Source organism: Pedobacter africanus, assembly GCF_040548825.1.
Classification (GTDB): domain Bacteria; phylum Bacteroidota; class Bacteroidia; order Sphingobacteriales; family Sphingobacteriaceae; genus Pedobacter; species Pedobacter africanus_A.
On sequence record NZ_JBEPSL010000003.1, the window covers coordinates 173732 to 194756 of the forward strand.

The 21025-nt window shown below is 47.5% G+C and carries 17 protein-coding genes; 7 read left to right on the forward strand and 10 right to left on the reverse strand.

Going from position 1 to position 21025, the window contains the following annotated elements; translation table 11 throughout:
* Nucleotides 1-6: 6 nt before the first annotated feature.
* From ABIE26_RS16375 to ABIE26_RS16390, 4 genes are all read right to left on the reverse strand, one after another.
* Nucleotides 7-1551: a SusD/RagB family nutrient-binding outer membrane lipoprotein gene (locus ABIE26_RS16375; protein ID WP_310143732.1), complete on the reverse strand. Its 1545-nt coding sequence runs from the start codon at nucleotides 1549-1551 to the stop codon at nucleotides 7-9.
* 17 nt (nucleotides 1552-1568) lie between these two features.
* A complete protein-coding gene (locus ABIE26_RS16380) occupies nucleotides 1569-5027 on the reverse strand; it encodes a SusC/RagA family TonB-linked outer membrane protein (protein WP_310143734.1) in 3459 nt (1152 codons plus the stop codon).
* A gap of 180 nt (nucleotides 5028-5207) precedes the next feature.
* Complete coding sequence (locus ABIE26_RS16385) at nucleotides 5208-6329, reverse strand: FecR family protein (RefSeq protein ID WP_310143735.1); 1122 nt, start codon at nucleotides 6327-6329, stop codon at nucleotides 5208-5210.
* 84 nt (nucleotides 6330-6413) lie between these two features.
* Complete coding sequence (locus tag ABIE26_RS16390) at nucleotides 6414-6992, reverse strand: RNA polymerase sigma factor (protein WP_310143736.1); 579 nt, start codon at nucleotides 6990-6992, stop codon at nucleotides 6414-6416.
* Between the two features lie 300 nt (nucleotides 6993-7292).
* On the opposite strand from ABIE26_RS16390, the gene ABIE26_RS16395 reads away from it, so the two are divergent.
* From ABIE26_RS16395 to ABIE26_RS16405, 3 genes are all read left to right on the forward strand, one after another.
* Entirely contained in the window at nucleotides 7293-7862 is a 570-nt protein-coding gene (locus tag ABIE26_RS16395) for an adenylate kinase (RefSeq protein ID WP_310143737.1), read from the forward strand.
* A 9-nt stretch (nucleotides 7863-7871) separates the two neighbouring features.
* Nucleotides 7872-8876, forward strand: coding sequence for a GTPase ObgE (gene obgE / locus ABIE26_RS16400; RefSeq protein ID WP_310143739.1), 1005 nt, complete (start codon nucleotides 7872-7874; stop codon nucleotides 8874-8876).
* Nucleotides 8877-8957: 81 nt separating this feature from the next.
* A complete protein-coding gene (locus ABIE26_RS16405; RefSeq protein ID WP_310143740.1) occupies nucleotides 8958-9446 on the forward strand; it encodes a CHRD domain-containing protein in 489 nt (162 codons plus the stop codon).
* Nucleotides 9447-9472: 26 nt separating this feature from the next.
* Here ABIE26_RS16405 and ABIE26_RS16410 read toward each other — a convergent pair whose 3' ends face one another.
* From ABIE26_RS16410 to ABIE26_RS16430, 5 genes are all read right to left on the reverse strand, one after another.
* A complete protein-coding gene (locus ABIE26_RS16410; RefSeq protein WP_310143742.1) occupies nucleotides 9473-9898 on the reverse strand; it encodes an SRPBCC family protein in 426 nt (141 codons plus the stop codon).
* Between the two features lie 85 nt (nucleotides 9899-9983).
* Nucleotides 9984-10619, reverse strand: coding sequence for a DUF6266 family protein (locus tag ABIE26_RS16415; RefSeq protein ID WP_310143744.1), 636 nt, complete (start codon nucleotides 10617-10619; stop codon nucleotides 9984-9986).
* Nucleotides 10620-10821: 202 nt separating this feature from the next.
* Nucleotides 10822-12987 (reverse strand): peptidase domain-containing ABC transporter, encoded by a 2166-nt coding sequence (locus ABIE26_RS16420; RefSeq protein WP_310143745.1) that lies wholly within the window; start codon nucleotides 12985-12987, stop codon nucleotides 10822-10824.
* Nucleotides 12984-14159, reverse strand: coding sequence for an HlyD family secretion protein (locus ABIE26_RS16425; protein ID WP_310143746.1), 1176 nt, complete (start codon nucleotides 14157-14159; stop codon nucleotides 12984-12986). Before ABIE26_RS16425 ends, ABIE26_RS16420 begins: the two co-directional genes overlap by 4 nt.
* Nucleotides 14160-14222: 63 nt before the next feature.
* A complete protein-coding gene (locus ABIE26_RS16430; RefSeq protein ID WP_310143747.1) occupies nucleotides 14223-14429 on the reverse strand; it encodes a hypothetical protein in 207 nt (68 codons plus the stop codon).
* A gap of 301 nt (nucleotides 14430-14730) precedes the next feature.
* Between ABIE26_RS16430 and ABIE26_RS16435 the strand changes: the two genes are divergently transcribed.
* The 4 genes from ABIE26_RS16435 to ABIE26_RS16450 are packed head-to-tail and all read left to right on the forward strand — an operon-like array spanning nucleotide 14731 to nucleotide 20811.
* On the forward strand, nucleotides 14731-15027 hold the full coding sequence (locus tag ABIE26_RS16435; protein ID WP_310143748.1) for a hypothetical protein: 297 nt from the start codon (nucleotides 14731-14733) through the stop codon (nucleotides 15025-15027).
* Between the two features lie 59 nt (nucleotides 15028-15086).
* Entirely contained in the window at nucleotides 15087-16070 is a 984-nt protein-coding gene (locus ABIE26_RS16440) for a GlxA family transcriptional regulator (protein WP_310143749.1), read from the forward strand.
* A gap of 26 nt (nucleotides 16071-16096) precedes the next feature.
* Nucleotides 16097-18901, forward strand: a complete 2805-nt coding sequence (locus ABIE26_RS16445; protein ID WP_310143751.1) for an FAD-binding and (Fe-S)-binding domain-containing protein — start codon at nucleotides 16097-16099, stop codon at nucleotides 18899-18901.
* Nucleotides 18901-20811 carry an AAA domain-containing protein gene (locus tag ABIE26_RS16450; RefSeq protein WP_310143752.1) on the forward strand — a complete coding sequence of 637 codons (1911 nt, stop codon included), beginning with the start codon at nucleotides 18901-18903 and terminating at the stop codon, nucleotides 20809-20811. Before ABIE26_RS16445 ends, ABIE26_RS16450 begins: the two co-directional genes overlap by 1 nt.
* On the opposite strand, the gene ABIE26_RS16455 is transcribed toward ABIE26_RS16450, so the two are convergent.
* A complete protein-coding gene (locus ABIE26_RS16455) occupies nucleotides 20808-21020 on the reverse strand; it encodes a hypothetical protein (protein WP_310143753.1) in 213 nt (70 codons plus the stop codon). The two genes, ABIE26_RS16450 and ABIE26_RS16455, sit on opposite strands and share 4 nt — an antisense overlap.
* Between the last annotated feature and the right edge of the window lie 5 nt (nucleotides 21021-21025).

Consider the following 21025-nt stretch of genomic DNA (forward strand, 5'->3'; position numbering starts at 1 on the left):
TCATTTTTATTTATTCCACCAAACCGGGGTTGTAATCACATCGTCACCCTGTGCAGCCAGGGCCTGCTGGTAATTGGTTTTGTTTACACTTTGTTCTTTTACAGGATAATACATGCGTTTTGGGATGGCATCACCAAATATGGGTTTAAACTGATAGTTGATGGTGCCGGTTGGGGTTACCCTTGTCCATACCACATCGTTCGGTTTTACCAGGAAGTTAGGGAAGCCCGTACGGCGGATTTCCGACCAGGCCTCCAGTCCTTGTGTGTACAGCGCAAAGTATTTCTGGGTAAGCACTCTTTCTTTATTGGCCGCAGGCAGGTTATCGGCATAGGTTTGTGCAGTGTTTTGTGCAATGCCCCAGCGTGTTAACGAAGCGACTACGCCTTTTTTATACTCGCTGTCGCTCCAGTTCTGGTATTCGGAGATCAGGAAGGCCACTTCAGCATATTCCTGAAGCACCTCGCTAAAATCTGCCGCGTTTACCAGTGTTCCGGGTAAGCTGATGTCGGTCGGCCCGTTAATCCCTGCAGCATCCAGAGGTAAACCATAAGGCTGCCCAATATATTCGTTGTTTTTGTTCGGCAGGGCATACACAGGCAAACGAGGGTCAGAAGTGCTAAAGGGGCCAAGCTGTCCTTTTAAGGAATTGATCAGGATGTGCGATACCGCAAAGTCCTTACGGTTGGCGGTCACGGTAGCCCGGTAAAGCGGTGCTTCGTTGGGTGCAGAGCTGCTGTATTTAAAGGCAGCTGTATGCGCATTTGAGCTGAACACGCCCTGTGCCAGGGCATCTGCAAAATGCTGCTGCGATAGTGCAGGCTGTTTGGTACGGATGCGTGTGGCCAGACGTAAACGCAGGGAATTGGCAAACCTGGCCCAGTTCTCGTTGTTGCCCTTGTAAATGATATCGGAAACACCGAAAGTATTGGCAGTCGAATATTTCCACAAGGTATCGGCAGCCTGGTCCAGCTCCTGCAGCATATCGCTGTAGATCTTTTCCTGGCTGGCATACTTTGGTGTATAATTATCTGGGTTTTGCTGCAGGGCCTCAAAGCTGGCATCCTTACCAGCGTACGACTGGTAGGGGATATCTCCAAAAACGTCACTTAAGGAATGGAAGGTAAAGGCCTTCAATACCCTGCAAATGGCAATCTGACTGGCATTGGTACCGGCGGCCCCGGCAGCTGCGAAAGCTTTGGTGGCCGGATTGGTGTTCAGGTTGATGATGTCGTTCAGGTTGTTTAAGGCCTTGTAGGCATCTGCCCAGTAGCGGTCTGAATTGTTCCTTGGAATATCGTAACGGCTCACATCGGTGTAAATATTCTGGCTGTAATACTGTGCAAACAGCATGGTGCCGTTCAGCGAAAAATCGAGATGCCTGATGTTGTCCATAACCTGTTTTTCGGCCGAAAGGATCAGGGTTGGTGTAGGTACATTTCCCGGCCTGTTCGGGTCTGTATTGAGTTCTGCAAATTTGTCGTCGCTGCAGGAAATAAAAGCAGTAACCGACAACAGGGCAAGGGCAGCTATTTTATGATAAAATTTCATTTGAGTACATTTTAGGGTTAAAACTTAACACTTACATTCAGGCCGTAGGTAATGGGTACAGGGATGTTACCGCCCTCTATACCTTGTACGTTGCCGTTGCTGTTGGTAAACTCCGGATCGATGTATTTGCTTTTGGTATAAATGTTCCAGAGGTTCCTGCCATATAAGGTAAGTCCGATAGCACGGACAGTACTGTTCTTTTTCAGGTCGAAATTATAGCCCAGCGTAACTTCCCTCAATTTGATGTAGGAGGCATCAAATATGCTGAAGGTGGTTGGCCCGTTGTATTCATTTCTTGCCCAGTTCAATGCCGAAATGCGGGTGTCGTTTTTGCTGGTATTGCTTACCGTATACGACCCGTCGGGGTGAAATACCACATCTGCTTTTACGCCATCTACGATGGTGCCGTTTTCCCGGATGCCGTTTGCCGCTGTACGGTCGAGCACACCGGAGTACATACCCACCTTATAGGTCTGCGAGAAAAAGCTTCCGCCCATTCTGCCATCAATCAGAAAACCCAGGCGTAATTTCTTATAGCTGAAACTGTTTTGAAAACCAAAAAGGTAGTCGGGCAGTACACTGCCCAATGGCCTTAGCTGCGAGGTTTTAAGGTAGGTGCCATCGGCCTGTACCACACGTTGTCCGTCTGGGGCATATACAAAATCGTAACCCATGATCTGCCCGTAAGGTTTACCTTCCTGTGCCACAAGGGTTACCAGCAGGTTACTTAGCTCAAGGGAGTTTACACCCTCGTCCAGTTTTACCACCTTGTTTTTGTTTTTCGACCAGTTGATGGTGCTGTTCCATTCAAAGCTGCCGCTTTTTACCGGAGTGGCATTCAGGGTAACCTCTATCCCCTGGTTGTTGATTTTACCCGCATTCAGGAATTTATTGTCGTAACCAAAGGCCGCAGAAACGGGTACCGACAGGATCTGGTTACGGCTGTTGTTGTGGTAATAGGTGACATCCAGGCCCAGGCGGTTTTTGAACATTTGTATGCTCAGCCCGGTTTCTACCGATGAAGTCAATTCTGGTTTTAACAAAGGATTGTTCAGTGTGCCCGGCAGTTTATACGAAGAATTTCCGTTGAAAGCCTGCTGGGCCTCATAAACCTGGGCCAGCTGGTAGGGGTCTGTATCGTTACCTACCTGTGCCCAGCCCAGACGTATTTTTGCAAAATCAAGCCATTCCTGTTTTTTCAGGCCAGGAAGTTCGCTGAAAACAAAACTTCCGGTAACCGAAGGATAAGCAAAGGAGTTGTTGTTTACCGGCAGGGTAGAAGACCAGTCGTTGCGCAAGGTTCCATCCAGGTAAAGCATGCCCCTCCAGCCTGCAGAGAAACTGCCGTACAAAGAATAGGTCTGTCTTTTGTACACATTGTTGTTGTTCAGTACGCTTGGTGCATTTTTAAGGTTATAGTACTGCGGAATGATCAGTCCGCCCTGGGTAAGGCCATCAATGATGCGGCGTTTCTGGTCCCTGATGTTCCCGCCCAGGTTTCCGGTAAGGGAGAAATCGCCCCAGGCTTTTTTGGCGGTGGCCAGGAATTCGTAGTTAAATTCGTTGGCGTGGTTGTTGTATTCCTGGTATTGCGATTGCGAACGGCTATACACGGCAATACGGTCCTGGTACTCGAAAGTATAGATGTCGGCATGTACCTTACCGGTCAGTTTTAACCAGCTGGCGGCATCCACAGTAAAGCCTATATTTCCGTAAAGCCTGTCGCGGTTCTCTTCCAGGTAACTTTCATAGGCCGACCAGTAAGGGTTGTCTATAAAGCGCGTGGCTTCTCCTGCAGGGGTGTTCTGGTAGCTGGTACGGTTCCAGGCACGTGGGGTACCATCAGCCCTTTTGTATTCGCTCAGGCGTTTATAGTCTACCTGTACGCCGCCCCACTGAAAGGCTTCCAGCATAATGTTACGGTTGGAAGCACCGGTCCATGGCCTGCCCATGGCTGTGGTTTTAATATAGCTCATGTTGCTGAACACATTTACAATGCCCAGTTGCGTAGCACCCGAAAAGTTAACAGAATTACGTCCCAGGCTTGAATTTGGAACCGTACCCCGTACATTTTTATTGGTGTAGGACAAACGGTAATTGGTCTTTTCGCTGGTTCCGCTAACGGCAATGTTATTGGTGTTGGCTATCCCTGTACGGAAAAAGTAGTTCACATCATGCTCCGGGTATACCCAGGGCTGAGGGTTCAGGTAATCGGCCGGGTATTCCGGGTCCAGGTTGTACCAGTGCAGTACGGGTGTGCCGTCCAGTTTTGGACCCCAGCTTTCATCAGACGCATAATCTACGATGTTGTATTCTTTACCGCTAATAGTGGCTTTGGCGAAGGTATTGGCATAACCCTGTCCGTATAGCTGCTGCCTTTTAGGCAAGCGTACAATATTTTCGAAATCTACCCCGGTATTTAAAGTAATGTCGAATTTGTCTTTTTTGCTTCCTTTTTTTGTGGTGATCATGATAACCCCGTTGGCCGCCCTTGAGCCGTAAAGTGCAGCAGCCGAAGGGCCTTTAAGCACAGAAATGTTCTCGATGTCATCCGGGTTAAGGTCCTGGATCAGGTTACCTACATCCTTCCCTGCACTACCGTTTTCGGTTGAGGAGGTGTTGAAATTGGAATCTTCTATCGGTGTACCGTCTATGACATACAGGGGGTGGTTGTTTCCTTTAATGGAGTTGATGCCCCGCAGTAAAACACGGGTAGAACCGCCCATATTACCACCGGAAGAGATGACCTGTAAACCGGCTACTTTGCCGGAAATGGCACCTAAGGTATTGGTAGGCCTTGTTGCAAGTTCTTCCGATTTTACTTCCTGCACGGCATAGCCCAGTGCTTTTTTCTCGCGGGATATGCCCATGGCCGTAACCACCACCTCGCTCAGCCCCGATTGGGATGCCTGCAGCACAATGTTGCCCATACTGGCCGAAGCTTTTAGCTCGCGACTGATAAAGCCCAGGTAAGAGATTTCCAGAATGGCATTTTCGTCTACATCCTTTAAAATAAAGACCCCTTTGTTATCGGTAAGCGTTACCCTGCTGCTGCCTTTAACTTTTACGGTAGCGCCAGGCAGGGGCATACCCAGACTGTCTACTACTTTTCCGGTGATGGTTTGCCGTAAAGCTGCCATGCTTTCAGGTTTGGCTTGTTTTTCCAGGATCACCACCATTTTGTCGGTAATCTGATAGGTAAACAGCTGGTTGGCAAAACATTTCTGCAGGGCTTCTTCCAGCGATACATTTTTTACATGAACAGATACCGGACGGGCTTTGGCCAGCAGTGCATTGTTGTAAAAGAAGTCATAGCCGCTTTGCGCGCGGATTTCTTTGATCACCTGGTTCAGACTGCTGTTGCTGGTATTAAGTGTAATTCTTTGTGCGAATACATCCTTTGCAGCTACCTGTATGATAGCCAGTAAGAAAAAGAATATGGATAAGTTGATCCGCATGATGAGTTTTCGTTTCATACTGTGGCCTTGGCCACGTTTAACGTTAGCATAAAAAATCATACATTTGATGATTAGGGTTTAAATATGAGTCAATTCAATAAGAGTTCCGCCTGATGAGCGGGGTTCAGAGCCCTTAATCTGCCGGGGATGGGTCCAATCATTCCCGGCTTCTTTTCAGGCTCATCTTTATGGGTAGCACTACGGCATAACGATGATCCTCCTTTCTTCAATTTTAAAATGAACATTTCCGGTCAGTTCCATCACTTTAAGCAATGCAGAGACGTTTCTTGATTTGGATACCTCGCCCGAAAAGGTCTGGTTGAGGTCAACCCCCGGCCGGTATACCACTTCAATGTCATACCAGCGGGCTATTTTATTCATGATACTTTTGATGTTTTCGTTGAATTTGAAATAGCCGTTTTTCCAGGAAACGACTTCTTCCAGGTCAACATTCGCGGTAATCGCCACGCGTGTCTGACTAAGCTGCGCCTGTTCGCCTGGTTTAAGTACCACAGCATTTGCCTGGCCGCTTAGGGCTGATACCTGTACGGATCCTTTAAGCAGGGTCGTTTTTACTACCTGCTCATTCTCATAAGCCATTACATTAAACTGTGTGCCCAGTACGGTGATGGTCTGGTTTTTACTGCTTACCGTAAAGGGCTTGTTTTTGTTGTGCGCCACATCAAAATAAGCCTCCCCATTTATGGTAACAGTACGCTTGCCCCCGCTAAAATGGGTAGGATAGCTTAGTGAGGAGGCTGCATTGAGCCAAACCTTTGTCCCGTCTTCAAGGATCACCTGGTATTGGCCCCCTACCGGTGTGGTGATGGTATTTATTGCAGCGGCATTTTCCTTACCCGTTAGGCCGGCTTCAATGCGTGTACCATCGTTGTAGGCCAGCTGGCCTGCCCGTATTACAATTCCTGCTTTATCGCCATTTAAATGAATGGTTTGCCCGTTGGCCAGCTGAAGCGTGGCCTTGTTGCTGCCAGGTGCAATGTCCTGCCCGCTCAATTGGGGGGAGGCCGTATGGATACCCGGTTTGGAAGGCTCGTATTGCCAGATGCTGAAAATCACAACTGCAAGAACAGCTGCGGCTGCGCTTATTTTTAACCAGTTCGGCTTAGGTTGTTTAGGTGCCATCGCTTTTTCGAGCGCAGCAAATATTTCCTGTTTGTGCTCCAGCCGTTCCTGTACACTCATATCAGGGAAGTTCAGGTCACGCGCAAGGTACCAGGATTCAAGCATCGCCTTTTCCTCGGCTGTGCAATAGCCCGCAACATATTTTTTTAATAACAATGAAGCCTTGTTGTCTTCCATAATTGCAAAGTTAGAATTAATCTACCGATTATATAGAGATACAGTTGAGGAAGGCCTGGGGGGTAAAGAAAAATGAAAAAAAAATTACATACCTATAAAAAAGCTCATGAGGAGGTACAGGCCCAGTTTGAAACGCAGGATCTTTAAGGCGTGCTGTACGTGCTTGCGGACGGTCTGTTCAGAAATATCGAGCCGTTCTGCAATTTCCCGGTGGCTCAGGTTTTCTTTTCTGCTCAGTTCAAACACTTCCCTCATTTTATCCGGCATGCCGGCAATTTCACTTTCAATGATCTCCATCAGCTGTTTTTCCCGCACCAGGTGGTCGGTAATACAACTGCCCTGGTCCATAAATTCGTTCAGTGAGGTCAGGTATTCGGATTCAATGCGCTTATGCGACAGGAGGTTAAAGATGCGGTTACGGGCTGCGGCCGATAAGTAGCTGCGCAAGCCTGGCTCAAAAGAAAGGCTTTCCCTTTTTTCCCATAAGGCCAGAAAAAGCTCATGGATCACATCTCTGGTTTCTTCACGGTTGCGCATCCATTTATAGGCATGGGCATGGAGCATCCAGAAGTAGCGGTCATAAATTTCAGTAAAGGCCATACGGTCGCCGGCCTTCAATAAGGCGGTCAACTCATAATCGCTTAAACTACTGTAATTTGTCACCCTACGTCTGTTTGTATGAACGAATTTAGTTAATTTAATGTTATTTTAAAATGAAAGCCATAAAATATGGCCGCCAGGGGCCGGTCCTTACCGGGCTGAACGGGAAGCCCGGCAGCAGGGGAGTATTTTGCAAAAAAAAGGAGATAATAAATTAATAGTTATATATTTGCAGCCTCAAAACTAACCTGCTTTTTTTCTTTTTTTCGATTGAGGGAATTGAAAATAGAAGTGTTATAATGAATTGATTTGTACGGCCTTAAGCCAATGCTTAAAGGCTTTTTAACTTTAAAGACAACCCAAATGTTGAATTTTGTTCTCTTTGGCCCACCGGGTGCAGGCAAAGGCACCCAATCTGAAAAATTGATTGAAAAATATCAATTGCTCCACATCTCTACAGGCGACATTTTCCGGGCACACATTAAAAACCAGACTCCGCTTGGACAAAAGGTAAGTGCTTTAATTGCCGACGGACAACTGGTACCCGATGAAATTACCATCGCTATGCTGGAAGAAGAAGTGGATAGAAACCCACAGGCCAAAGGATTTATATTTGATGGATTCCCTCGTACTGTGCCGCAGGCCCAGGCTTTGGATGAGTTTTTAGAAAGTAAAGGCAGTGCCATAGCTGGTGTGATTGCATTGGACGTAGATCAGGAAGAACTGACCAAACGCATTGCACAACGTCAGCTGGAAACTGGTCGTGCAGACGATCAGGCCGATAAACTGCAGAAACGTATTGAAGAATATTTTAACAAAACAATCCATGTTTTGCCTTATTACGAAGCACAGCAGAAATTGAGTAAGGTAAACGGGATCGGTAAGATCGAAGATATCTTTGCCAATCTTTGTGCGGTAGTAGATCAATACTAATTTTTACTGATGTCGCAGGGTTCCAATTTTGTAGATTACGTTAAGATATGCTGCCGCTCCGGTAAAGGGGGCGCAGGCTCTGCACACCTGCACCGAGATGTGCGGACTGCTACAGGTGGTCCGGATGGTGGCGACGGTGGCCGTGGCGGACACATCATGCTGAGGGGCAACTCCCAGTTCTGGACCCTGCTACACCTGAAATACCGCAAACATATCATTGCGCCCGATGGGCAGCCAGGTTCAAGCGGAACATCAACCGGTAAATCGGGCAAAGATGAGATCCTGGAGGTACCCCTGGGTACCATTGCCAAAGATGCAGAAACCGGACATACCATTTTTGAAATCACCGAGGATGGGGAAACCAAAATCCTCACCCCTGGTGGCCGCGGCGGACTCGGAAACTGGCATTTTAAAACACCTACGCTGCAAACGCCCCGCTTTGCCCAACCCGGAGAGCCGGGCAGGGAAGAATGGGTGGTACTGGAACTCAAGGTACTGGCCGATGTAGGCCTGGTAGGTTTCCCAAATGCGGGTAAATCTACTTTGCTGTCGGTACTTTCTGCTGCCAAGCCCGAAATTGCAGACTATCCTTTTACCACACTGGTACCTAACCTGGGGATCGTATCTTACCGGGGCAGCAAATCGTTCGTCATGGCTGATATTCCTGGTATCATTGAGGGTGCTTCCAAAGGAAAAGGGCTGGGCTACCGTTTCCTGCGTCATATAGAGCGGAATTCTGTACTGCTGTTTATGGTTCCTGCTGACACCCACCGGAGCATCACAGAAGAATATGAAATCCTGAAATCAGAACTGAAAGACTATAACCCGGAACTGATGCAAAAGCCGCACCTGCTGGCCATTACCAAATCGGATATGCTGGATGAAGAACTGATGGAAGAAATGAAAAAGGAACTTCCTGCAAATATTCCGGCAATCTTTATTTCCTCTGTAGCCCAGAAGGGGCTTACCCAACTGAAAGATATGCTTTGGGAAGCCATTAACGTAAGCGTTTAGTTTTTTATCAGGGTTAAGGCTTTAGCTCAGGCAACCTTTGGGCAGTGTTTTACGTACAGATAATTATAAACCTTATCTGATATGAAAACAAAACACTTGAACCAGACTTTTGCTGCAGTTGTACTGGCAGTAATGTTCCTTTTTTCTTTCGCGGCCTGTAAAAAAAACAAAGACAAAGAACCGGAAGACCTTAAAAAGAAATCACATGTAATGTTCTCGGGTGCCCAGGAGGTTCCGGCCAATGCCAGCACGGGTACAGGTATGGGCGATGTGGTGTTTGACCCGGCAAAAAAGACCATTAGCTACAGCTTTAGCTGGCAGCTGGGCTCGGCGGCCGCTACAACTACCAATATGCACTTTCATGGGGCAGAAGATGGCTCGGATACCAAAAGCTCAGTAGTGGTTATCGGAATTACCGGTTTTACAACAGCAAGTTCGGGCACTATGTCTGGAGAGACCAGGGTGCTTACAGACGTAGAGATCAACCAGCTGCTGGCGGGCAAATGGTATTTAAATGTGCATAGCTCAACAGTACCCGGGGGCGAATTGAGGGGAAACATCAAATTCTGATTGCCCGGCAGGAGGATCCGCTGCGCTTATTGCTCCAGAAAATTCTTTAAGTTGGTTCCAATAATGGCTGTCCAGCCGGCAGCAAAACGCTCTTTTGCAAAAGCAGGATCATCCTTGGGAAAGCTGTCGATGCCGGTATGGGTAAGCTTTAGCCGGGTGCCCGTACCTGCTTCGAACAATTCAAATTTTACCCAGGACTGTCCCGGATAATTGTCGTAACTCCAGCTGTATTCCAGTACTTTGCCTTCCTCTGCCTGGGTTACCTTACAGATGTGCAGGTACTTTTTCTTGTCATCACCAGCCATAAACTGAAACTTGAAACCTACCTCCGGTTTAAATTTTTCCAGGTCAAAATACCAGTGCTTCATTTTACCGGTATCGGTTATGGCTTCCCAAACTTTGCTTAGCGGAGCGCTAAAGTTCCGTTCTATTAAAAAAGGGTTTGCTTTCATCTATTTATGCTAATTATACAGACAATCGTTTCTCAGTTTAATAACTGAAAAAGAAGCAAAGGGTTTTCAATAAAATGAATTCGTACTAAAAAGTAACGCTGCCGGTATAAACGCTGTTGGAAATGGCTTTTCTGTCGTCTGTTATAAAGGACATATAGGTCTCGGCTGTTTTTCCTTTTAAAGCAGGATGTATTTCCAGGATTTCCTGACCCTGGTGCCTTCCCACGCCATTGATCATGTATGTACTGCTTTTCAATTCCGGGAAATACGCCATCAGCATAGTTTTGTCGTTTGGATGCCCTGCGCCATTTTCGTCAAAATCCCAGCTGAATTTAAACCCGTTTTCTACAGCTTCCACCCTGGCATTTTGCGGAATTTCAAGGCTGCCCTCTGTAAGCCTGGCTTGGGAATAGTCAACTTCCAGTTCCGGATATTCTCCCTTAATGGCATGCTTCAGGTTGTAAGACTTTGCCGAATTATTGGCTGAATTTTCATTTTTAATGGCCGAAAGTTCAAAGCCCACTGCGAGGTATTTTTTTATTTTGTTTAAAAACGGACTCAGCACAACCATCCGTTCCTGGACGGCCAATTGTTTAATTGAGCGGGGTTTAGTGATGTGCGGTGCAGCCCGTAAAACACCCTTGCCTCTCAGAATATAACCGAAAAGCGGACCGATCTTGCCTTTGAATGGCCCCAGAGGACCGTTTTTGTAAGTTCCCATATTCAATAGTTTAATTTAGTTACCATATCTGTTACTAAAAAAACAAGAATCAACTGCTAATTGTTTTAAAATTAATCAGTAATTATTCAGTTCGGACTGGACAATCACTGGACGATTACTGGACAATCACTGAACAACTACTGGAAAATTTATAACAGATATCATTACAATTGCATTGTTATAATTAAAATAAGCAGGTGGTTTAGTTTTTTACCAATAATTGCGGCATCTGCAGTTTCCAGAGTGCAGCGTAGGCCGAACCGGGCAGGTACAGCAATTCGTTATGGGTTCCCTGTTCAATTACCCTGCCTTTATCCAGTACAATGATCTTATCTGCATTGTTGAGGGTACTTAAACGATGGGCAATAACAATAACGGTTTTGTTGCGTGCTTTTAAGACTTCAATAGCCTTTTGTACATATTGTTCTGATGCTGAGTCAAGAGAAGAGGTAGCCTCATCGAGGATCAGGATTTCAGGATTCCGGTATAAGGCCCTGGCTATGGCAATGCGTTGCCTTTGCCCGCCCGATAGTGCAGTCCCGTTCTCGCCCAGGTAGGTCTGAAATCCGGCCGGCAGGGTTTCTATAAAATCCAGGATACCCAGCTGTTCGGCAATATCAAGGATCTTTTGCATATCCGGCTCATAATCGCCAATGGCAATATTGTCAATCACATTTCCGGCAAAGAGATCAATTTGCTGAGGTACTACAGCTACGGCCTTGCGTAAGGAGACTATGCTGATGTATTTTAAATCATATTTGCCAATGCTTACGTTGCCTTTTTGAATAGGATAGATGTTTTGAAGTATGGCCATCAGTGTAGACTTCCCGGAGCCGCTTTCGCCAACAATTGCTGTAAATTTCCCATTGGGGATGCTCAAACTCAGGTCTTCAAAAACATTGAGCCTGGTGCCGTACCTGAAATCTACGTGCTCAAAGCGGATATCACCGATCTTATCTGCGGTCAGTTCGATCTGGTTTTCATCACTTTCGCGTTCCAGGTCCATAATTTCAAACAACCTGTCGGATGCAATCATGGCATCCTGAACAATTTTGTTCATCCCGATAAGGGAAGAAACCGGGCCGGTAAAATAACCGATCAGGGTATAAAAGGAAAGCAGCTCGCCGGGGGTAAGCCTATTGTCGAGCACAAAGCCGGCACCCGTCCAAAGGAGTATGATGGTGAGCAGGCGTGAGATGAGTTCGGCCGATGTAGCGGAAAATACCGAGTTCATGTTTGATTTGAAGCCTGTTTGCAGCAGTTTAACAAAACGGGTCTCGGTTTTTTCATTGGCATGGTCTTCCAGTCCGAAACGTTTGATGGTGCCTACGGCATTCAGGCTTTCTACCAGCTGGGATTCCAGCTCGGCGGCATCTTCCATCAGCTTTCGCTGAACCTTTTTGTTGAGCTTATTGGTTACCGTATAAACTGCCAGGTATACCGGTATCACTGCCAGCATAATGAGGGCCAGTTTCCAGTAGTAACTGAACATCATGAGGAAAGAAAAGAAGACGATAAAAATATTGACCAAAAAATTGATGCTGACATCATTGAGGAAGGCCCGGATTTTTACAGCGTCGTTGATGCGGGAGATGATTTCGCCAACGCGCATGGTATCAAAAAACTGCTGCGGCAGTTTGAGCAGGTGCTTATAATAACCCAGTATCAGCTGGGCATCGATCATTTGCCCGGTTTTTAAGGTGAAAATGGTTTTTGCGGTACCGATAAAGAGCTGGATGGCCAGGATGATGACCATGGCCATGCCCATGAGGTTGAGCAGGTTCCGGTTGCTGTCTACCAGTACAAAATCTACCAACTTCTGTACAAAAACAGAGGTAGACAGACCTAATATAGTATATACAATGGCCCCGAACAATGCCTGTATTAAAATGTTTTTATGCGGCTTGATGAGGTTCCAGAAACGGCCCTGTATGGAGGTTTTGTGGTTGCCGGTTTCAAACGCTTCGGCCGGCAGCAGGAGTACGAGTGCGCCTGTCCACTCTTTTTGAAATTCTTCATGGGTTTTCTGGTGCATCTGCCCATCGATGGGATCCATGACCTGGATGTATTTCTTGTTTACCTTATAGATGACCACATAATGCTGCAGTACATCTTTAACCACAAGGTGGGCAATGGCAGGTTTGGGTATTTTAAAAAGACTCTCGAAGGGGCCTTTTACGCCTTTGGCCTCAAACCCCAGTTTCTGGGCTGCTTCTACAATGCCCAGTACAGTAGTGCCTTTTTTATCTGTTCCGGCCAGCTGCCGGATGCGGGCAACGGGAAGATCTGATTTGTAATGTGCGGCAACGGAGGCCAGGCAGGCTGCGCCGCAATCTGTAATGTCGCGCTGTTTTACTTTTGTGCTCATGACCTTTTGTTAGCTACGTTAGGGTTTACCCAATCGTCTACCTTGTCGTACAGCAGCTGGTATAAGCTGCGTTCTGTTACGGTAAAACGGGCGGTAAAACTCATTCCCTTTTTTAAATAACCTTTGTACCCGTTTTTTAATACCAGGTAGTTCTGATCAAGACTGCAGCGTACTTTGAATACCGGCTGGTTGTTATTGATGATGACAATGTCGTCTGAAATGTCGAGCACTTTACCTTGTGCCAGTCCCCATTGGTTATAATTGTAGGCGTCTACCTGCAGGCGTACTTCCTGTCCTTTTTTGATGAGCCCGATATCTGCCGGTTTAACATAACAGAAAGCGGTCATGTCGGCATCCGGTGAGATTTCGCCTATTTTCTGGTTGGCAAAAAGATAGGCCCCTTCCTGTATGCCGGTAAGGTTTTGTATAGAACCATCGATAGGCGCTTTAAGGGTATATTGTTTTTTCTGTTCGTTCAATTCCACCTGTTCTCCGCTGAGTTGCTGCAATTCATTGCGGAGTGTATTGGCTTCGGTTTGCCATTGCGACTTATATTTGGTCAGGACCATCCGGTAAGCAGATTCGGCCTGGTTGAGTTCAAATTTGTAGCGTTCGTATTCAGATTCGGTGATGGCCTTGTTCTGAAAAAGTTTGTTGTAACGGTTAAAGGTGTTTTCGGCCTGGTTCTTTACGATCCTGGCATTTTCAAGCTCCTGGGCAAACTGTTGCCAGGAGGCGGTATATTGTCCGGTTTGCAGGCTTGGGTAGCTGTAACCGTTCCTGTTCATATAAAGCAGGAGCATGCGGATGTCTTGAAGGAACTGGCCGATCTGGCCCTGCCGGTTTTGTACAATGGAACCCTGTTGTTTGGCCAACGCGGCATCTATAACCAGCAAGGTTTCTCCCTGTTTTACTTTTTTGTTGTCTTTAAGTTTAAGGGTAACCAGGCGCCCGTTTACCGGAACGATGAGTTCGGTTTTTTCTACGGATGATTGCAGGATGCCACCGCTTTTTACGCTGATGGCTATTTTGATGATGGGCAGAAGGGCAAAAGTAATGAGGATAGCAAATACGGTAATGAGATAGATGACCCTGGTAGATTTACTGATCTGTGAGCGGTAAACAAGCGCGGTGCTGGAAATGGTTTCGGCGGAATATGTAGACAGGGGCATGGATTTGCTGGTTAAAGTAACCGTTATCCCGGAGTCCGGGACAACGGCTGAAAGTAATTTTTCTTACAGGCTCCAAACCAGTTTCAAAACATTGGTTAATGTTTTGTTTAAGAAAGCAGAGGTATCGTTACCGATAGTGTTTAAAGTTCCGGTAACGGAACCTAACAGGCCTTTAAGGGCATCGTTAAGTAAACCACCACCTTCAACTTTAGCCATTTCTGCTGTGTTCATTTCCTGAACACCAAGGTTTTTTAATTCTAACTTTTTCATAGTTTTAAAATTTGTTTGTTAAGATAGTGTCACCATCGTCAGCTAACCTGCTTGTAATGGTTTCACAATAGGGCTTATTATAAATTTTCCTTACTCTTATCAGGCTTTTCAGGATACGCCTCTGTTTGGCCAAACATGGTAACGAAAGTACTAAAAGCACCCTTTTAAGGCTTTATTCAGTTTGTTCATTTAATTCATTGTATGTGACCGGGAGGCTTGTTGTCGTAATTGATTATTTTTTTTTACCGGCCTTGTCACATTTCGCCTTTTCTGTTCGTCTGATAAGGAAGAAACAGTAATTATGAAAAGCGTAAAAGTAACCTACACCGTAAAACCTTCTTTTGTGGAGCAGAACAAAACAAACATCAACGTATTTATCAATGAACTTAAGGAATCGGGGAATGCTGATGTGCGGTACAGCATTTACCTGGGCGAGGACGGCAGGACCTTTACCCATATTTCTTTGTACAGCAGTGAAGCCGCCCAGGAGCAGTTTCTGGATATGGAATCTTTTAAAGCATTTCAGCAGCAGCGCGATGAAAGCGGACTGGAAGCCGAACCCAGTATAGAAGTGCTGAATTTTGTAGCCGGGGTATAGGGTGTGAATACGGCAATACAAGGGGTTGATTGCGACATTGCTTAAGCTTAACTTTGAGTATGAAGCACATATCAATTCTTGTACCCCGCGGAGAAGCTGTACTGAGCAGTATTGTTGGCCCTTATAAAGTATTCCATACGGTGAATAAGCTGCTGGCCGGGATGGGCCGGCCGCCGTTTTTTAAGGTTGATCTGGTTGGACTGGATGACAGCAGCGCATTGTATGATGGACTTTTTACGGTTAAACCCGGTGTGGTGCTTAAAGATGCGGGGAAGACCGATCTGGTGATTATCCCTGCCCCAAGCGGGGATATGGCAAAGGCGATAGCCCTGAACCAGGAATTTTTGCCCTGGATCAGCAAACAGTATAAAGGGGGTGCCGAGGTGGCAAGCCTGTGTGTAGGTGCATTTTTACTGGCTTCTACAGGCTTATTGAAAGGGCGAAAATGTGCGACGCACTGGATGTCGGCGAACCCCTTCCGGAAAATGTTTCCGGATGTAAACCTGGTAGCCGAGAAGATCATTACCGATGAAAAGGGCATTTACTCGAGCGGGGGTGCTTATTCTTTTTTGAACCTGCTGCTGTACCTGGTAGAAAAATACCTGGGCAGGAACCTGGCGATATTATGTGCCAAGGTACTGGAAATAGAGTTCGACAGGAGCAGCCAGTCGCCCTTTATCATTTTTGAAGGGCAGAAGGAACACGATGATGAGCCGGTAAGAATGGCCCAGACTTATATTGAACAGAATTTCGGGGAAAAGATTACAGTAGACCAGCTGGCGCTGATGCTTGCCGTTGGACGGAGGAACCTGGAAAGGCGCTTTAAAAAAGCGACTTCCAATACCATTGCCGAATACATGCAGCGGGTGAAAATTGAAGCGGCCAAAATGAGCCTGGAATCCTCGCGCGAGAATGTGAACGAGGTGATGTACAAGGTGGGGTATACAGATACCAAGGCTTTCCGTACAACTTTCAGGCGGATTACAGGGCTTTCACCTGTTGAATACCGCAATAAGTATAGCAGAGAAACAGCACTTTATTAAAAAGGGAATTACTATTTTTGTCCTACATGAATATCGGGACTCTTTTAGAAGCTATCCTGCCAAAGGATCGGATCAAGACACGTTTAATAGATTTGGTTGCCTATGCCAGTGATGCGGGTTTTTACTATTTACGGCCCAGGGCAGTAGTACAGCCGGTCTCCGAACAGGAGATCATTGCACTGTTTGGTTTTTCACATCAGCATCAGGTTCCGCTGACTTTTCGTACCGGTGGTACCAGCTTGTCTGGCCAGTCGATTACCGATGGTATTCTGGTAGACCTGAGCCAGTACTGGAACAGCATCCGTATAGAAGAGGAAGGTGCTTTGGTAAGGGTGCAGCCCGGCATAACGGGCAGCATGGTGAACGGTCATTTAAAGAAATACAAAAGAAAGATCGGTCCTGATCCTTCCAGCATTGATGCTGCAATGATGGGCGGGATCCTGTCCAACAACTCGAGCGGAATGTGCTGCGGGGTAAAGCTGAACTCGTACCACACTACCCGGCATATCCGGTTCATTTTACCCGATGGTAAGTCTTTCAGCACAGAAAAAACAGCAGATTATCAAAACTTTGAACGCGATTGTCCGCAATTGTTCGATGCCATAAAAAATATACAGGATCAGCTTGCAGGGAATGTTGAACTGTATGAACTGATCCGCAGGAAATACCAGACCAAGAATACGGTGGGTTATTCGCTGAATGCTTTTATAGACCACCAGCATCCGCTGGATGTGCTGGCACACCTTTTAATCGGTGCCGAGGGCACCCTGGGCTTCATTGCTGAGGCGGTCATGGAAACGGTGCCTGATTTTGCCTGTAAGAGCACTGCCTTTATCTATTTTCCGGATATCTATGCGGCCTGTCAGGCCATCATTCCACTAACCGTTGCCGGGGCCGAGGCTGTAGAGCTGATGGACAGGGCTTCTTTGCGGTCGATAGACAATTTAAAGGGTGTTCCTGAACGGTTAAAGACTTTGCCTGAAACAGCAGCTGCGCTGCTCGTAGAATTTCAGGCCAATACACCCGGGGAACTGCATGCCAAGAGCGATGTGTTCCTGGCTTCGGCCGGATCTTTATCGATGCTGGAACCGCCGGTTTTTACAGAAGATGCGAAACAGCAGGCCTTTTACTGGAAACTGCGCAAGGGGATGTTCCCGGCGGTTGGTGCGGTAAGGGCCAGCGGCACAACAGTGATCCTGGAAGACATTGCTTTCCCTGTAGCACGGCTGGGGGATGCCATCCTTGACCTGCAGGAACTGTTTAAGAAATACAGTTACCACGAGGCCATTATTTTTGGACATGCCAAAGATGGAAACATCCACTTTGTGGTGACCCAGGCTTTCCATACCCAGGCAGAGATCGCACGCTATGACAGCTTTATGCAGGATGTGGTGAAGCTGGTGGTAGAGCAATACGATGGGACTTTAAAGGCCGAGCATGGTACCGGGCGCAACATGGCACCTTTTATAGAAACCGAATGGGGGGCAGAAGCGTACCAGATCATGGAAAGGCTGAAAGCGGTAGTTGACCCGAAAAACCTGCTGAACCCGGGAGTGATCATCAATAAAGATAAAAAAGCACATATTGCCGACCTGAAGCCGCTGCCTGCTGTAGAGCAGGAGGTAGACCGCTGTATAGAATGTGGCTATTGTGAACATAAATGCCCAAGCCGTAACCTTACGCTGACCCCAAGACAAAGAATAGTGGTGCGCAGGGAGCTGGCGGGTTTAAGGACAAAGGGTGATGAAGCTACCTTTGACCAGCTGGTGAAGGAATACCAGTACGATGGACTGGAGACCTGTGCGGTTGACGGGCTTTGTGCTACGGCCTGCCCGGTAGACATCAATACGGGCGATCTGGTAAAGCGGTTGCGCAGGGAAAGCCATAGCCGTACCGCGAATGGGCTTGCGGTGATTGTGGCGAGGAATTTTGGTGGGGCTGCTTTTGCAGCGGGACTGGCCGTGAGGTTGGGCAATGGTATAAACAGTGTTTTTGGTGCATCCGCCATGCGGAACCTAACCGGGGGCATCAAAAAGATCGTTCCGGCCATGCCTTTGTGGAGCAACCAGCTGCAGGCACCAAAAGGATATGTTAAAGGCGATAGGAACGGTGATGTGGTTTATTTCCCTACCTGCATCAACAGGATGATGGGCGGTGCAAAGGAAGGTAAAAAAAGTGTGTGGCAGACTTTTATGAGCGTTTCGAAAAAAGCGGGAATAGGGGTAGTGGTGCCAAACGACATTGACGGGATGTGCTGCGGACAGCTGTTCTCTTCTAAAGGGTACAGCGCTGCCTTTGCACATACCGCCAACCAGACCATTGAAAAACTATGGAGATGGACCTCGCAGGGGCGTTTGCCGGTGGTACTCGACGTAAGCTCCTGTACACATACCCTGCACAGCTGCCGCCCGGTACTTACAGAGGAGCATAAGGGGTATTTTGACCAGCTGCAGATCATTGACAGTATAGATTACCTGCATGATATGGCACTTCCTGAATTGCCGCAGATCAGCAAAAAAGACCGGATTGTGCTGCACCCGGTATGTACATTAAAAAAGATGGGATTGGAGGGGAAACTGTTTGACCTGGCGAACCGTTTTGCCGGAAATGTAGTGGTGCCTTTGCATGCGGGCTGTTGCGGCATGGCGGGCGACAGGGGCTTTTTGTTCCCGGAACTGACGGCTGCTGCTACGGCGCCTGAGGCTGAAGAAGTAAAGGGGCAGGAATGCTCGGGCTATTATTCTACCGCCAAGACCTGCGAGATGGCCATGTCTGACGCAGTTGGCAAAAACTATGAATCCATTTTGTACCTGGTAGATGAGTGCTGCTGATGCCTTATTTTAAAAAGTTACTCGACCTGCTTAAAACTGAGCGGGAAGAAGACCTGAACGCATACATCAGGCAAACGGAAACCTTATCAGTGGCAGAACGCAGGGCAAATGGCCTGAGCTGGTACCCCGTTGCCATACGCGGGACCGAAATGAGCCGGGGCGACTATCTGACAGTAGAACTGGAGCGGACTACGCACCAGGACCTGCAGCACCAGCTCAGGTTTGGTATGCCGGCAGTGCTGTTTTCGAACCATGATCCGAAGAATGACCGGGTAGAAGGGACAATTGCCTACCAGGGCGGTAACCGCTTAAAACTGACTTTAGGCACAGATGAATTGCCCGATTGGGCCAGGGATGGTAAATTGGGTGTAGATGTGTTGTTTGACAACAACAGTTACGACGAAATGCAGGGCGCCTTAAAGCGTGCATCGGCCCTGGTAGACCAGGGGCTGGAAAGCAACCTGCTGAAAGTGCTGCTGGGCAATAGGAAACCTGCTTTTGCCGATGCGGCTTCCGGGTACCTGGCCCCGCGTTTAAATGAAATGCAGCGCCAGGCCGTTGATCGTATTGTAGCTGCCAGGGAACTGGCCATTGTGCATGGCCCGCCCGGAACGGGTAAAACCACTACCCTGGTTCAGGCCATTAAGGCTTTATGGAAGCAGGACGGACAGCAGGTGCTGGTGGTGGCACCCAGCAATACAGCGGTTGACCTGCTGACGGAAAAGCTGGCTGAAGAGGGTTTGGAGGTGTTGAGGATCGGCAATCCGGCAAGGGTTTCAGTGCAGCTTTTTTCCCTTACCCTGGATGGAAAAATGGCCGCTCATGAGGGTATGAAGGCGGTAAAAGCGCTGAAAAAGCAGGCTTCGGAGTATAAACATATGGCCCATAAGTACAAAAGAAATTTTGGCAGGGCAGAAAAGGAACAACGCAAAGCCCTTTTTGATGAAGCGCATAGGCTGATGAAGGAAGTGGCGAATACCGAACAGTATGTTGCGGATGATCTGCTGGATAAAGCGCAGGTGATTACCGCTACCCTGGTGGGCGCAGGTCATTATACTGTGCGCGACAGGAAATTTGGTACGGTGGTGATAGATGAGGCGGGACAGGCATTGGAACCGGCCTGCTGGATTCCCCTGCTGAAAGGGCAGAAGCTGGTGCTTGCGGGTGACCACTGTCAGTTGCCACCAACCATAAAGTCAAATGAAGCCGCCAGGGCTGGTTTAAGTACAACCCTGCTGGAAAAATGCCAGGCGCTTCATCCCGAAGCCGTGGTTTTGCTGGAGGAACAATACCGGATGCACCGGCAGATCATGCAGTATTCATCAGGTGTATTTTATCAGAACAAACTGAAGGCACATGATTCGGTTGCCGGGCATTTACTTTCCGGTCAAGATGCTGCACTGGCTTTTGTGGATACCGCCGGCTGTAGTTTTGAAGAGCAAATACAAAGTACCAGCACTACAAATCCGGACGAAGCCAGCTTTTTATGGAAACACCTGAATTTGCTGGCCGGACAGCTTGCTGCAGAGTATACCGCCGAGGATTTTCCTACAATAGCAGTCATCTCTCCTTATAAACAGCAGATCTATGTGTTGAAAGAAATGCTGGAAAGCCATCCCGTGCTACAGGAATATATCCATAAGATTTCAGTGAATACGATAGATAGTTTCCAGGGGCAGGAAAGGGATATTGTGTATATCAGCATGACCAGGAGTAACCATGAAGGGACAATCGGCTTTTTGGCTGATATCCGCAGGATGAATGTGGCCATGACCAGGGCCAGAAAAAAGCTGGTGGTTATAGGCGACAGTGCCACACTTTGCCGCCTGCCCTTTTATGCCGGTTTTATTGCCTATGCAGAACAGGTCAATGCCTACCAGAGTGCCTGGGAGTTCGCAGAACTGGACTAGTTGTCCTGGTTTTCATCAGACTGATCGCCACTGCCATATTTTTCCAGGTAATCACGGGCATGTTCATCAGCCAGTTCGTTTCCCTCGTGTTCGGTTTCCAGGTTCTGGTCCAGACGGTCGTTCCACTTGTCTATTCCATCCGGGTGCTCGTGTTTTTTTAACAGCGTTGCATTCTCGGGGCGGTTTTTTGCGGCTTTTGGCTTTTTCATGACTC